Consider the following 14,777-nt stretch of genomic DNA (forward strand, 5'->3'; position numbering starts at 1 on the left):
ACTCCTACATTGATCATCTCAAGGCGTCCGGTTACGGCGGGTTTCGATGATGTTCGGCAACTGGGAAATCCGTCCCAGCAACCGCCCCAGCGCGTCCAGCCCCGGAATCTCGATGGTCAGGGACATCAGCGCGGTGTTGTCCTCTTTGTTCGAGCGGGTGTTGACCGCCAGCACGTTGATCCGCTCGTTGAGCAACACCTGTGAGACGTCACGCAACAAGCCGGAACGGTCGTAGGCCCGAATGATAATGTCCACCGGGTACGTGAGCACCGGCACCGGGCCCCAGCTGACCTGGATGATCCGCTCAGGTTCACGCCCGCCCAGTTGCAGCACCGAGGCGCAGTCCTGGCGGTGAATGCTCACACCGCGGCCCTGGGTGATGTAACCGACGATGGCGTCGCCCGGCAACGGCTGGCAGCAGCCGGCCATTTGCGTCATCAGGTTGCCGACGCCCTGGATCTGGATGTCGCCACGCTTGCCCGGTTTGTAGCCGGTGGCTTTGCGCGGGATCAGCTCCAGCTGTTCGTTGCCGCGCTCCGGCTCGACCAGTTGCTGCGCCAGGTTCACCAGTTGCGCCAGGCGCAAATCACCGGCGCCCAACGCTGCAAACATGTCCTCGGCAGTCTTCATGTTGGCCTTGTCGGCCAGCTTGTCGAAGTCTACCGCCGGCAGGCCAAGGCGATTGAGTTCGCGCTCGAGCAGTGTTTTACCGGCCGCGACGTTCTGATCGCGGGCCTGCAATTTGAACCAGTGGACAATCTTCGCCCGCGCCCGCGAGGTGGTGATGTAACCCAGGTTCGGGTTCAGCCAGTCGCGGCTCGGGGTACCGTGCTTGCTGGTGATGATCTCGACCTGCTCACCGGTTTGCAGGCTGTAGTTGAGCGGCACGATCCGGCCGTTGATCTTCGCGCCACGGCAGTTATGGCCGATTTCGGTGTGCACGCGGTACGCAAAGTCCAGCGGCGTCGCGCCTTTGGGCAAGTCGATGGCGTGACCGTCCGGGGTGAAGATGTAAACCCGATCCGGCTCGATATCAACCCGCAGCTGTTCCGCCAGGCCGCCGATATCGCCCAGCTCTTCGTGCCACTCGAGGACCTGACGCAGCCAGGAGATTTTCTCTTCGTAGTGGTTGGAGCCGGATTTGACGTCGGTGCCCTTGTAGCGCCAGTGCGCGCATACGCCCAGCTCGGCTTCCTCGTGCATGGCGTGGGTGCGGATCTGCACTTCCAGCACCTTGCCCTCGGGGCCGATCACTGCAGTGTGCAGCGAGCGGTAGCCGTTCTCTTTCGGGTTGGCGATGTAATCGTCGAATTCTTTCGGAATGTGACGCCACAGGGTGTGGACGATGCCGAGGGCGGTGTAGCAATCGCGCATTTCCGGCACGAGCACGCGAACCGCGCGCACGTCGTAGATCTGGCTGAATTCCAGACCCTTGCGCTGCATTTTGCGCCAGATCGAATAGATGTGTTTCGCCCGGCCGCTGATGTCGGCATCGACGCCGGTGGCCTGCAATTCGTTTTTCAGCTGGCTCATCACGTCGGCGATGAAACGCTCGCGATCCAGACGCCGTTCATGCAGCAACTTGGCGATCTGCTTGTACTGGTCAGGCTCCAGGTAACGGAAGGACAAGTCCTCCAGTTCCCACTTGATGTGACCGATACCGAGCCGGTGCGCGAGGGGCGCATAAATGTCGAAGACTTCACGGGCGACGCGATTGCGTTTTTCGTCGTCAGCGGTTTTCACTGCTCGAATCGCGCAGGTGCGTTCTGCAAGCTTGATCAGTGCGACGCGCACGTCGTCGACCATGGCGACCAGCATTTTGCGCAGGTTTTCGACCTGGCCCTGAGTGCCCAGCACCAGGGATTTACGCGGGCTCAGGCTGTCGCTGATCGCCGCCATGCGTTGCACGCCGTCGATGAGCTTGGCCACCACCGGACCGAAGCGCTGGCTGATCGCAGGCAACAAGATCTGCCCTTCGCGCACGCCGCGGTACAAGATCGCGGCGACCAGTGAATCCTGATCGAGTTTGAGGTCGGCGAGAATCTCGGCGATCTCAAGGCCCGTGCGGAAACTCGACGTCCCTTCGGACCAGAGATTCTTCGCCGCATTGGCCTGCTGTTCAGAGGTACGAGCGAACTCGCACGCTTCCTTCAAGGCTTCGCGATCCAGTGCCGGATCGACACTGACCGCATGATCGAGCCAAGCCTCGAGATTGATACTGCCGTCTGTATTGATCGGCTGGTGTGCTCTCACCTGTACCATCTTGCTTACCTTCCCTACGACGCAGATTCAATGCGTCAAATCGCTGACCTTCGTTGCCCGCTTGCGCTCGCGGGGCTCATGCGAGCGCGGCACGGGCGGGACAGTCGGACCAGACGAGCCGTCCTAGCTCGCTTCAAATAACGCCATGGCCTCGACATGTGCCGTTTGAGGAAACATATCGAGAATCCCGGCACGTTTTAACCGGTAGCCCTGCTTGATCAATTCAACCGTGTCGCGCGCCAGCGTTGCCGGGTTGCACGACACGTACACCAACCGCTTGGCACCCAGGGACGCCAGCTTGCGCACGGCCTCGAAAGCACCGTCACGCGGTGGGTCCAAGAGTACCGCACAAAAGCCTTCGCGCGCCCATTCGGCATCGGTCAAAGGCTGGGATAAATCGGCCTGAAAAAACTTCGCGTTATGCAGATTATTGCTAGCCGCGTTCGCGGCAGCGCGCTCGACCATGGCCTGCACACCTTCCACCGCCACGACTTCGCGAACGGCCTTGGCCAGCGGCAATGCAAAGTTACCCAAGCCACAAAACAAATCCAGAACCCGCTCATCCGCCTGCGGATTCAGCCAGTCCAGCGCCTGGGCAATCATCGCTTCGTTGACCCCGGCATTGACCTGAATGAAATCCCCTGGCCGGTAGGCCAGATTCAGGTCCCACTGTGCAAGGCGATAACCCAGCGACGCATCGGCCTCGACCGGTTGCGGTTCGCCTTCCCCGTGCAGCCACAATTGGGCTTCATGGAGAGCGCAGAAATCCTTGAGGAGGGTCATGTCGGCGTCAGACAACGGCGCCATGTGCCGCAGCAACACGGCCAATGACGAACCGCTGAACAATTCCACATGCCCCAGCGCCTGAGGTTTGCTCAAGCGACGGAGTATCTCCGGTAAGCCGGTCATGATCGGCTGCAAGGGCTGTACCAGCACCGTGCACTCGTTGATTGCGACGATGTCCTGACTGCCTGCTGCGCGGAATCCGACGTCGAGTTTTCTCGCTTTCATGTCCCAACGCACCGCCACACGGGCGCGACGGCGGTAACCGAATTCCGGACCGCTCAACGGCGCTGCCCACTCTTGCGGTTCGACACCGGCGACCTTCGACAGTTGCTCGGCGAGCATGCGTTGTTTCAGGGCGAGTTGTTCAGAATGAGGCAAATGTTGCACGCTGCAGCCGCCACAGCGACCAGCGTGCGGACACGGTGCCGGGCGACGCAGTTCGCTGGCCTGGAACACGCGCTCGGTGCGCGCCTCGACCACTTTGCCATGGGCGCCCAACACCCGCGCCTCGACGTTTTCACCGGCCAATGCGCCGATGACGAACCAGGTGCGACCTTCGAAAAAAGCGATACCACGACCGTCATTGGCCAGGCGCTCGATGCTCAAACGCTGCTTTTTGCCGGTCGGAATCTGTGGGGCCTTGCTGCCGCCCGTGGGTTGGAAGCGCAGGCCTCTCTCGTGCTTGGCCATCAGTTGGCAGCGTCGAAAATGCCGGTCGACAAGTAACGGTCGCCACGGTCGCAGATGATCGCGACGATCACCGCGTTTTCAACTTCCTTGGACAGGCGCAGCATTGCTGCCACTGCACCGCCCGAGGACACACCACAGAAGATGCCTTCTTCCCGGGCCAGACGACGGGTCACATCCTCGGCTTCGCTTTGCGCCATGTCGACGATACGGTCGACACGATCCGCCTGATAAATCTTCGGCAGGTACTCCTGAGGCCAGCGACGGATGCCCGGAATCGCCGAGCCTTCCATCGGTTGCAAGCCGACAATTTGCACGCCGTCGTTCTGCTCTTTCAAGTACCGCGAGACACCCATGATGGTGCCGGTGGTGCCCATCGAACTGACGAAATGGGTGATGGTGCCCTCGGTCTGTCGCCAGATTTCCGGGCCAGTGGTGGTGTAGTGCGCCTCCGGATTATCCCCGTTGGCGAACTGGTCCAGCACCTTGCCACGGCCTTCGGCTTCCATTCGCTGAGCGAGGTCGCGGGCGCCTTCCATGCCTTCTTCCTGGGTGACCAGGATCAACTCGGCGCCATAGGCCGTCATTGCGGCTTTACGTTCGGCGCTGGAGTTGTCCGGCATGATCAGGATCATCTTGTAACCCTTGATCGCGGCGGCCATCGCCAAAGCAATCCCGGTGTTGCCGGAGGTGGCTTCGATCAGCGTGTCGCCGGCGTGGATCTGCCCGCGTAACTCGGCGCGGGTGATCATCGACAGCGCCGGACGGTCCTTGACCGAACCCGCCGGGTTATTCCCTTCGAGCTTGAGCAAAAGGGTGTTGCTGGTGGCGCCGGGCAGGCGCTGCAAACGGACCAGCGGAGTGTTGCCGACGCAATCGGCGATGGTTGGGTACTGCAAGGTCATGGCGTATTCGCAATCCAGACTGCGGGGGCGCCTATCATACCGGCAAACGTTCGCAGGCCATATCACGCAAAGTGCGGTGCTTATGGCTTATGGGAATAAGCAGCTTGAGCAGGTTCAGGATTCCTCTGTTTGCGCGATATTCAATGCATAGAACTCATGCAATTTGGCCTGCAAGAACTGCTTGTCCGGTAGCTGGACTTGATACTCGGCGATCAGTGCAGGCGACAGACTGCGGTTAAGCGCATATTCGACCACCTCGTCCTCTTTACTGGCGCAGAGCAATACGCCGATGGAGGGGTTTTCGTGGGGTTTGCGCTCATTGCGATCCAACGCTTCCAGATAAAAGTCCAGCTTGCCCAAATACTCCGACTCAAATCGCCCCACCTTTAGCTCTATGGCCACCAGGCAATTGAGGCCGCGGTGATAGAACAATAAATCCAGAGCAAAATCACGACTACCAACTTGCAGTGGGTATTCAGAACCGACAAAGCAGAAATCGCGGCCGAGCTCGCTCAGGAAATCTTTGAGGCGTACCAGTAACCCTTTATGCAGATCAGTTTCGGCATGGCCACCCGGCAGGTCGAGAAACTCGAGCATGTAGGCGTCGCGGAAAATCTCAAGCGCTGCTGGGTGAGTTTGTTTAAGCACCGAAGAGGTTTTTGCCGGTTGAGCCACGCTTCGCTCGAAAAGTGCGGTCTTGAACTGACGCTCCAATTCTCGCGTCGACCACTTTTCCTGGACCGCAAGGCGCAAATAGAACTCACGCTCTTGGGGGCGTTTGCTCTGACTCAGAATGAGCAAGTTGTGGGTCCAGGGTAATTGTGTCAGCAGTGCTGACACTTTCTCATCTCCCCGGTAAGCCTCGTAGAATTGGCGCATACGGAACAGATTACGCCGGGTAAAACCAACCCGGCTTTTTGGTGGCTGGGAGGGCCTCATCGCGAGCAGGCTCACTCCTACATGGGGAACTGTATTGATCACGCCACTTGTGGGCGACACACCTCCACTGTGGGAGCGAGCTTGCTCGCGATGGCGTCATCATTCACACCATCAACTTCTGCCACCAACCGCATATTCAGCCGCAACCCAACCCCGGTGTTCTCAGCCCAAAGCTGCCCACCCTGACGCCGCACCGCATTCCTCGCAATGCTCAACCCCAACCCGAACCCGCCATCCCCCGGTCGCGAGCCGTCGAGCCGAATGAAGGGGCAGAAGATCCGCTCAAGATCAGCCTCAGCCACCCCGCCACCCTCATCTTCCAGCCAAACATGCCAGAAATCGCCATTGCGCAGCCCGCCCAGAATCACCACACCGCCCTCGGGTGAGTGACGAATGGCGTTGCGCAGGATGTTTTCCAGTGCCTGGGCCAAGGTGTTGAGGTTGCCGCGCACCCAGCACGACGAGTCCACCGTGCAGCGCAATTGACTGATGGGCCAGCCGCTTTCATAGCAGGCATTTTCCGTGAGCATCTCCCACAGCGCCTGAATCTGGATCGCCTCGTCGGGCAACGGTGAGCGCTCGGTGTCGAGCCAGGCCAGTTGCAAGGTGTCTTCCACCAGACGCTGCATGCCATCGACTTCCCGACCGATGCGTTCGCGCAACGCCGTCAGCCCCTGTTCGCTTTCGCTGGCCACCCGCAAGCGGCTCAACGGTGTGCGCAGTTCGTGGGACAGGTCGCGCAGCAATTGTTGTTGCAGCGCCACGGTGCTTTGCAGGCGCTCGGACATGTGATCGAAGGCCCGGCCCAGTTCGCCGAGCTCATCCGCGCGATTGGTGGTGCTGCTCGACAGGCGTACGTTCAACTGATCCGCGCGCCAGGCATTGGCCTGTTCGCGCAAACTGTTCAACGGCACGACCAGCAGTCGATACAGGACAACGCATAACAGCAGTGTGAACAACCCCGGAATGATGCCGTTGGTGATCACGCGCCAGAACACCCGGTATTGACCCGGAACAAAACGTTGGGGCAACTCGATCACCAGACTGCCGGCTGTCGGGTCGTCGGGAAAAGGGATCCTAAGCCATGGCAGGCCTTGGGTATGACGACTGGTGGGCCAATCGAGACCGCGCAAAAAGGTCAGGCGCTGAACTTCCTTGTCCGTCAGCGGATAGCTGCTCAACGATTGCAAATCGCCGCCGATGACACCGATCCACGTCGACTCGCGCTTGCCGACACCCTGCAGCCAGACATCGACGCCAGCACTCTGGCGCTGATTCCAGGCTTGCTCGGCTTCGGCGGCGTATCGGGTCAGCGTGCCCCGGGCTTCGTCGGACAGGAACAGGTTTTTCTGTTCCATGTACCGACCCCAGGACCAACTCAGCCAGATCATCAGCAGACAAAACGCCATCAGTAAACAGGCCAGTTTCCAGAACAGCGAGTGCCGTCCCGGGAGATCAGACCATTTCATCGGCAGCACTCAAGACATAACCCTTGCCCCAGACCGTACGCACTTCGCGCTCGATATAGCCGATGCCTTTGAGTTTGCGGCGGATCTGACTGATGTGCATATCGAGACTGCGGTCATGGGCGGCGTAACCCCGTTGCAGCACATGCTGATAAAGGAAGGCTTTGCTCAACACTTCATCGCCATTGCGATTGAGCGTTTCCAGCAACCGATATTCGCTGCGAGTCAGGCCGGCGGCATGCTCGCCATGGAAAACCTCACACCGTTCATCGTCGAACCGCAGGCTGTGCACCTCACACGCCAACGGCTGCGGTGTCGGTCGACGGTCGAGCGCCACCCGCCGCAGGATCGCTTCGATGCGCACGCGTAACTCGGCCATGCTGAAGGGCTTTGGCAGGTAGTCATCGGCGCCCAGGCGAAAGCCGCTGATACGATCCTCCTCGGCCCCCAGTGCCGACATCAGCACCACCGGCGTGGCGTGGCTCTGGCGCAACTGCGTCAACACATTAAGCCCGTCCAGGCCCGGCAGCAGGATATCCATCAGCACCACATCAAAGGCTTGCTGGCGCGCGATGGCCAGGCCTTCCTGGCCGTTCTGGCACCAGGTCACCTGAAAACCGCAACGGCCCAAATGCTCGTGCACATAAGCACCGAGCACGAGGTCGTCTTCGATGGAAAGGATTCGGGGACAGCCAATCGGGATGGGAGTCATCAGTATCTGCAAATAATTCTCAGTTGAGCGATTATTCAAGATTGCCTGCCGATGGGCAACCCAAGGTTCGCCCAAGACGCAAAAGCAGCTCGCCGGCCGACGAATGACGACATCAATTTTACGAAGATTGCCTGCCTGCAAATCGCTACACTGCCCGGGTGGCGCGTACCGGATGTACCCGCAGGTCAATCAATCGCTGGATGCAGGAGAGATGCGTGCTCAAGAAACTGGGAATTAAAGGCCGCGTGCTGTTGCTGACCCTGTTGCCGACCACTTTGATGGCCTTGGTCCTGGGCGGCTATTTCACCTGGATGCAGCAATCCGACCTGCAATCCCAACTGATGCAGCGCGGCGAAATGATTGCCGAGCAGCTTGCACCACTGGTGGCCCCGGCCATGGCTCACAAGGACAATGATCTGCTCGAACGCATCGCCACCCAGTCGCTGGAAACAGCAGACGTGCGCGCAGTGACCTTCCTCGCCCCCGACCGCACACCGGTAGCCCACGCCGGCCCGACCATGCTCAATCAGGCGCCGCCACTGGGCAACGGTTCGCAGATGCTGCGTCGCAGCGGCAACGATGCGACGCGTTATCTGCTGCCGGTATTCGGCAAACACCGCAACCTGGCCGGCGACTTGATTCCCGACGAAGCCGACCGCCTGCTGGGCTGGGTCGAAATCGAGCTTTCGCACAACGGCATGTTGCTGCGCGGTTACCGCAGCCTGTTTGCCAGCCTGATGATGATTGCCGCTGGTCTGGCCGGCGCGGCGCTGCTGGCCCTGCGCATGGGCCGAACCATCAATCGGCCGATCAGCCAGATCAAACTGGCGGTGGCGCAACTCAAGGACGGTCACCTGGAAACCCGCTTGCCCCCCCTTGGCAGCCAGGAACTGGATGAACTGGCGTCCGGCATCAACCGCATGGCCGGCACCCTGCAAAACGCGCAGGAAGAATTGCAACACAGCGTCGATCAGGCCACCGAAGACGTTCGTCAGAACCTGGAAACCATCGAGATCCAGAACATCGAGCTGGACTTGGCACGCAAGGAAGCCCTGGAAGCGAGCCGGATCAAATCCGAGTTCCTGGCCAACATGAGCCATGAAATCCGCACGCCCCTCAACGGCATTCTCGGGTTCACCCACCTGCTGCAAAAAAGCGAACTGACGCCGCGCCAGCTCGACTACCTGGGCACCATCGAAAAATCCGCCGACAGCCTGTTGGGGATCATCAACGAGATCCTCGACTTCTCGAAAATCGAGGCCGGCAAACTGGTGCTCGACAATATTCCGTTCAACCTGCGCGACTTGCTGCAGGACACCCTGACCATCCTTGCCCCGGCCGCCCACGCCAAACAGCTGGAGCTGGTGAGTCTGGTGTATCGCGACACGCCGTTGTCGCTGGTCGGCGACCCGCTGCGACTCAAGCAGATCCTCACAAATCTGGTCAGCAACGCCATCAAGTTCACCCGCGAAGGCACGATCGTCGCCCGAGCGATGCTCGAAGAAGAACACGAAGACAGCGTGCAACTGCGCATCAGCATTCAGGACACCGGCATCGGCCTGTCGAGCCAGGACGTGCGCGCGCTGTTCCAGGCCTTCAGCCAGGCCGACAACTCGTTGTCCCGGCAACCCGGCGGCACGGGGCTGGGGTTGGTGATTTCCAAGCGACTGATTGAACAAATGGGCGGTGAGATTGGTGTCGACAGTACACCGGGGGAAGGTTCCGAGTTCTGGATCAGTCTGAGTCTGCCCAAGACCCGCGATGACGCCGAAGACCTGCCCGGCCCTCCCCTGCTTGGACGCCGCGTGGCGGTGCTGGAAAACCATGAGCTGGCGCGGCAGGCCTTGCAGCATCAACTGGAAGATTGCGGCCTGAGCGTCACCCCGTTCAATACCCTGGAAAGCCTGACCAATGGCGTGACCGGCGCGCATCAGACCGATCAGGCTATCGATCTGGCAGTGCTCGGCATCACCAGCAACGACATGCCGCCAGAGCGTCTCAACCAACACATCTGGGACCTCGAACACCTGGGCTGCAAAGTCCTGGTGCTGTGCCCGACCACCGAGCAGACACTGTTCCATCTCTCGGTGCCGAACCCGCACAGTCAGCTTCAGGCCAAACCGGCCTGCACGCGCAAACTGCGTCGGGCCTTGTCCGATCTGGTCAACCCGCGCCAGCAGCGCAGCGAACCCGGCGAACCGGTGTCGAGCCGAGCGCCGAAGGTGCTGTGCGTCGACGACAACCCGGCGAACCTGTTGCTGGTGCAAACCCTGCTCGAAGACATGGGCGCCAAGGTGCTCGCGGTTGAAAGCGGTTACGCGGCGGTCAAGGCGGTGCACAACGAAACCTTCGACCTGGTGCTGATGGACGTGCAAATGCCCGGCATGGACGGACGCCAAAGCACCGAAGCGATTCGTCAGTGGGAAAGCGAGCGGCATTGCACACCGTTGCCGATCGTCGCCCTCACTGCTCACGCCATGGCCAATGAAAAACGCGCACTGCTGCAAAGCGGCATGGACGATTACCTGACCAAACCCATCAGCGAACGCCAACTGGCACAGGTGGTGCTGAAGTGGACAGGCCTGGCCCTGCGTAACCACGGGCCGGAGCGTTCCAGTGACAGCCACGGCGGCGTGCATGACTTGCAGGTGCTCGACCCCGAGGAAGGTTTGCGCCTGGCGGCGGGGAAGGCGGATCTGGCGGCGGACATGCTGGCGATGTTGCTGGCCTCGCTTGAAGCCGACCGCGAAGCCATTCGCGTTGCCCGGGAAAGCAACGACCAGAATGCATTGATCGAACGGGTCCATCGCTTGCACGGGGCGACCCGTTATTGCGGCGTCCCGCAACTGCGCGCGGCCTGCCAGCGCAGTGAAACTCTGCTCAAGCAACTGGACCCGAAAGCACCCGGCGCATTGGAAGACCTCGACCGGGCGATCAATCGACTGGCCGCGCATGCCCGAATCAACGCTTGATTCAGCGCAACGGCGCAGATCACCGTCAGCGCTAAGCTGTAACATAAAGCTTGGCCGAGTTATCCAGGAGGATTCATGCGCACGATTGTTTTCAGCAGCCAGACCTACGACCGCGACAGTTTTCTGGGCGCCGAGCGGCCTGCCGGCATCGAATTGCACTTTCAATCGGCGCGGCTGAGTCTCGACACCGTTGCGCTGGCCGAACATCACGACGTGGTCTGCGCCTTTATCAATGACGACCTCAGCGCCCCGGTGCTGGAACGTCTTGCCGCAGGCGGTACGCGCCTGATCGCCCTGCGTTCGGCCGGTTACAACCATGTCGACCTGGCGGTGGCGAAACGTCTGGGCCTTGCGATCGTGCGCGTCCCGGCCTATTCGCCACACGCCGTGGCCGAGCATGCGGTGGCGCTGATCCTGGCGCTCAACCGCCGCTTGCACCGCGCCTACAACCGCACCCGTGAAGGTGACTTCAGCCTGCACGGCTTGACCGGCTTCGATCTGGTGGGCAAGACCGTCGGCGTGGTCGGCACCGGGCAGATCGGCGCAACGTTCGCCAAGATCATGAACGGTTTCGGCTGCCAGTTGCTCGCTTACGATCCGTTCCCCAATCCGCAGGTCGAAGCCCTCGGCGCTCGCTATTTGAGTTTGCCGGAACTGCTCGCCGAATCGCAGATCATCAGCCTGCATTGCCCGCTCAACGAGCAGAGCAAGCACCTGATCAACCGCGAATCACTGGCGCACATGCAACCCGGCGCAATGCTGATCAACACCGGGCGTGGCGGTCTGGTGGACACCCCGGCGCTGATCGACGCCTTGAAAGACGGCCAATTGGGTTATCTGGGGCTGGATGTGTATGAAGAGGAGGCGCAGCTGTTTTTCGAAGACCGCTCGGACCTGCCGCTGCAGGATGATGTGCTGGCGCGGCTGCTGACCTTTCCGAATGTGATCATCACTGCGCACCAGGCCTTCCTGACCCGTGAAGCCCTGGGCGCGATTGCCGCGACGACCTTGCAGAACATCGGCGCCTGGGCCGCCGGAACGCCGCAGAACCGGGTCGAGGGCTGATTTCTCTCAGGCTTTGGACAACAGGATCATCAGCCCAAGCCAGCCGAAACCCAGCAAGCGCTGCCCCACGGAATGCCCGCGACGCAGCAGGAACCAGACAAAAAACGGCGGCAGGAAGAAAATCATCAGCTTCAACCAGAGCTCTACCGGACGCGGCCCGTTCAACGTGGGTGTCGGAGCCGCTGCCGGTACTGAAACTTCGGTTTCAACCTGAGCTCTTCGCTTACGTCCGAACGCAGCCGGTGTCACCCTCGCCACTTTCTCGTCTTCCGGCAAGCGCCCGAAAGAAAGCGGTGCCTGCACAGGCGCGGCTGTCGAAGTGGCCGCTTGCACCGTTGCCGCCGGCGCACCGCAGTGAATGCAAGCAGGCGCCGTGGAACTGATGCTTTGCTTGCACTCATAACACTTGATTAGCGCCATTTCCATTCCCTAGAGGTGTAAAAGCGGCAGTGTGCCATGAGTCGATAGGTTTTTTGAACCTGATCGAAGGTCATCTCCCCGCCCCATCCTGCGTGCAGGCCCGTGATAGCATACCGCGCATATTTGGAGGACCCATGGTCGAACACGATTTCCGCTACACCCTGATGAGCCCGCAACACACCCTCACCGAATGCCGCGCCCTCGTGCCGGGGCGTTATCAAGTCACCGGCAACGGCGGCTCGATCCGGATTGGCGACGTGCTGGTAGTGACCCTCAAAGGCAGCAAGGACTTGTCCATGCGCCTGACCGTCGAAACGGTTCGCCACTTGATCAACCCGCCCGGCCAATGGGTCGCGGTGAGCAGTGGGCCGGTGTTCGGCGAGTTGGGAATCCACACCTGGGAAGTCAATTGCGACAGCTGCGCCAAAGCGCTGAGCTTTGAGTTCGCGGTCGACGCCAAACTCGGCAACAAGGCTGAAAAGCCGGCTGCCACCGCGCGCATTGCCGAGTTGGGCTGGGCCACCGTCGGTGAGAAACACCTGTGCCCGAAATGCCAGGAGCCCGTGTGATGAAACGCCTCGCCCTGACCTCCCTGGTCGGTGCCAGCCTGTTGGGCTGCGCCGCCGAGCCGGTGCAACTGCAACAAAACCGTAGCTACATTCTGGAATGGATCGGCGAACGTCCGTTGATGGACTACAGCCACCTGACCATCACCCTGGGTGACGACGGCCGCGCCTATGGCAACGGCGGCTGCAACCACTGGTTCGCGCCGTACACCCTGGACGGCGACAAGCTGAGCTTCGGCCAGATCGGCAGCACCCGCAAGCTGTGCGCGCCAGCGGTCATGGAGCAGGAAAAACGTTTCTTGCAGGCGCTGGAAGGCGTGCAGCGCTGGGACATTTCGCCAATCGAACAAATGCGCTTCTGGCCGGCCGAAGGCAAGCCGTTGCGTTGGTGGCTTGAAGAGGGTTGATACCCTTGTTTGCGGCCAAGTAGATGATCGTTCCAACGCTCTGCGTGGGAACGATCGAACATCACTTGACTGCCTGCAACGCCTCAAGCTTCGCCATCACTCCCGCCGCCGTCTGCTCGCCCATCAGTTGTTCGCGAACCTTGCCCTTGTTATCGATGATGTACGTCACCGGCAGGGCCTCACTGCGTGGCAGTTCAAAAAGATCGGCCGGGTCTGAAGCCAGTACCGTGAACGTGATCCCCAGTTTCTCGCTGGCGCTCTTGAGCTCTTCACCCTGCACGTTGTCGAAGTTGACCCCGAACACGCCGATCTTCTTTTCTTTCAATTGATCGGACAACGCGTTCAGCTGTGGGATCTCGGTCCGGCAAGGGCCACACCATTCAGCCCAGTAATTAAGCACCACCCATCGTTTGTCGAGGCGCTCGGAGGCAACTTTCTGGCCGTTCTGGTCGACGCCATAGTCATTGCCGCAGCCCCCCAGCATCAACACCCCGAAAATCGCCAATGCCGCTGCCAGTCGCCTTGTCATGTTGTAATCCTTGCTCGAAATTGAATGCGCCTGCGACCCATCGCCTCGCAAGGTTCTGGATTGCGCGCTGCACAGTTAGAATAGCCGCCACTTTACGCAAGAAGCGACCCGCACATGACCGATCTGACGCTTTATCACAACCCGCGCTGCTCGAAATCCCGCGGTGCGCTCGAACTGCTCGAAGCCCGTGGCCTGACCCCGACCGTGGTCCGCTACCTCGAAACCCCGCTGGACGCCGCGCAAATCCAGGGATTGCTGAGCAAGCTCGGCCTCAGCGCCCGGCAATTGCTGCGCACAGGTGAGGAGGAGTACAAAACCCTCAACCTCGCCGACACCCGCCTGAGCGAAGCGCAATTGATCGCGGCCATCGCGGCTCATCCAAAACTCATGGAGCGCCCGATTCTCGAAGTCGGCGACAAAGCCGTGATCGGCCGTCCTCCAGAGCAAATCCTGGAGTTGCTGCCGTGAGCGCGCCGTACATTCTGGTTCTGTATTACAGCCGCAGCGGCTCGACCAATGAAATGGCCCGACAGATTGCCCGAGGCGTCGAGCAGTCCGGGATGGAAGCGCGCCTGCGCACCGTGCCGGCGATCTCCACCGAATGCGAAGCCGTGTCGCCGGACATTCCGGACGAAGGTGCGCTGTACGCCAGCCTCGACGACCTGAAGAACTGCGCGGGCCTGGCCCTGGGCAGCCCGACCCGTTTCGGCAACATGGCCGCGCCGCTCAAATATTTCCTCGACGGCACCAGCAACCTGTGGCTGACCGGCGCACTGGTGGGCAAGCCGGCGGGCGTGTTCACCTCGACCGCGAGCCTGCACGGCGGCCAGGAAACCACGTTGTTGTCGATGATGTTGCCGCTGCTGCACCACGGCATGCTGATCACCGGCCTGCCTTACAGCGAGTCGGCGTTGCTGGAAACCCGTGGTGGCGGCACGCCGTACGGCGCCAGTCATCACGCCGGGGCCGATGGCAAAAGCGGTTTGAATGAACATGAAGTGGCGCTGTGCCGGGCCTTAGGCCTGCGCTTGGCCAAGACTGCGCAAAAGCTGGGGAACTGA

13 protein-coding genes and 1 pseudogene are annotated in these 14,777 nt (G+C 60.8%); 6 read left to right on the top strand and 8 right to left on the bottom strand.

Annotated elements, in window-relative coordinates; all coding sequences use genetic code 11:
* Window positions 1-18: 18 nt before the first annotated feature.
* The 6 genes and pseudogenes from relA to NL116_RS23005 all read right to left on the bottom strand — a co-directional run bounded on the left by relA (window position 19) and on the right by NL116_RS23005 (window position 7,757).
* Window positions 19-2,262: a GTP diphosphokinase gene (relA, locus tag NL116_RS22980; RefSeq protein WP_494374165.1), complete on the bottom strand. Its 2,244-nt coding sequence runs from the start codon at window positions 2,260-2,262 to the stop codon at window positions 19-21.
* 123 nt (window positions 2,263-2,385) lie between these two features.
* Window positions 2,386-3,738 carry a 23S rRNA (uracil(1939)-C(5))-methyltransferase RlmD gene (gene rlmD / locus NL116_RS22985; RefSeq protein WP_494374166.1) on the bottom strand — a complete coding sequence of 451 codons (1,353 nt, stop codon included), beginning with the start codon at window positions 3,736-3,738 and terminating at the stop codon, window positions 2,386-2,388.
* Complete coding sequence (gene cysM / locus NL116_RS22990; RefSeq protein WP_494374167.1) at window positions 3,738-4,640, bottom strand: cysteine synthase CysM; 903 nt, start codon at window positions 4,638-4,640, stop codon at window positions 3,738-3,740. Before cysM ends, rlmD begins: the two co-directional genes overlap by 1 nt.
* A gap of 114 nt (window positions 4,641-4,754) precedes the next feature.
* A pseudogene (locus NL116_RS22995) lies at window positions 4,755-5,549 on the bottom strand (PDDEXK nuclease domain-containing protein); the annotation flags it as partial.
* Between the two features lie 68 nt (window positions 5,550-5,617).
* Window positions 5,618-7,048 (bottom strand): sensor histidine kinase, encoded by a 1,431-nt coding sequence (locus NL116_RS23000; RefSeq protein ID WP_494374168.1) that lies wholly within the window; start codon window positions 7,046-7,048, stop codon window positions 5,618-5,620.
* A complete protein-coding gene (locus NL116_RS23005) occupies window positions 7,035-7,757 on the bottom strand; it encodes a response regulator transcription factor (RefSeq protein ID WP_494374169.1) in 723 nt (240 codons plus the stop codon). Before NL116_RS23005 ends, NL116_RS23000 begins: the two co-directional genes overlap by 14 nt.
* A gap of 215 nt (window positions 7,758-7,972) precedes the next feature.
* On the opposite strand from NL116_RS23005, the gene NL116_RS23010 reads away from it, so the two are divergent.
* Entirely contained in the window at window positions 7,973-10,729 is a 2,757-nt protein-coding gene (locus tag NL116_RS23010; RefSeq protein ID WP_494374170.1) for a response regulator, read from the top strand.
* 75 nt (window positions 10,730-10,804) lie between these two features.
* On the top strand, window positions 10,805-11,794 hold the full coding sequence (locus NL116_RS23015) for a 2-hydroxyacid dehydrogenase (RefSeq protein WP_494374171.1): 990 nt from the start codon (window positions 10,805-10,807) through the stop codon (window positions 11,792-11,794).
* Window positions 11,795-11,800: 6 nt separating this feature from the next.
* Here NL116_RS23015 and NL116_RS23020 read toward each other — a convergent pair whose 3' ends face one another.
* The gene (locus NL116_RS23020) at window positions 11,801-12,214 is read right to left on the bottom strand and encodes a hypothetical protein (protein ID WP_494374172.1); all 414 of its coding nucleotides are present in this window, start codon (window positions 12,212-12,214) and stop codon (window positions 11,801-11,803) included.
* 134 nt (window positions 12,215-12,348) lie between these two features.
* On the opposite strand from NL116_RS23020, the gene NL116_RS23025 reads away from it, so the two are divergent.
* Together NL116_RS23025 and NL116_RS23030 are read left to right on the top strand one after the other, a co-directional pair.
* Entirely contained in the window at window positions 12,349-12,783 is a 435-nt protein-coding gene (locus NL116_RS23025) for a hypothetical protein (RefSeq protein ID WP_494374173.1), read from the top strand.
* On the top strand, window positions 12,783-13,187 hold the full coding sequence (locus NL116_RS23030) for an META domain-containing protein (protein ID WP_494374174.1): 405 nt from the start codon (window positions 12,783-12,785) through the stop codon (window positions 13,185-13,187). The genes NL116_RS23025 and NL116_RS23030 overlap by 1 nt, the downstream gene beginning before the upstream one ends.
* 61 nt (window positions 13,188-13,248) lie before the next feature.
* Here the strand turns inward: NL116_RS23030 and NL116_RS23035 are convergent, their stop codons facing one another.
* Window positions 13,249-13,716, bottom strand: coding sequence for a TlpA disulfide reductase family protein (locus tag NL116_RS23035; RefSeq protein WP_494374175.1), 468 nt, complete (start codon window positions 13,714-13,716; stop codon window positions 13,249-13,251).
* A gap of 114 nt (window positions 13,717-13,830) precedes the next feature.
* On the opposite strand from NL116_RS23035, the gene arsC reads away from it, so the two are divergent.
* Together arsC and wrbA are read left to right on the top strand one after the other, a co-directional pair.
* A complete protein-coding gene (arsC, locus tag NL116_RS23040; protein ID WP_494374176.1) occupies window positions 13,831-14,184 on the top strand; it encodes an arsenate reductase (glutaredoxin) in 354 nt (117 codons plus the stop codon).
* Window positions 14,181-14,777: an NAD(P)H:quinone oxidoreductase gene (wrbA, locus tag NL116_RS23045; RefSeq protein ID WP_027923973.1), complete on the top strand. Its 597-nt coding sequence runs from the start codon at window positions 14,181-14,183 to the stop codon at window positions 14,775-14,777. The genes arsC and wrbA overlap by 4 nt, the downstream gene beginning before the upstream one ends.

The sequence above is a fragment of the Pseudomonas sp. FBCC-B1667 genome (assembly GCF_059133255.1).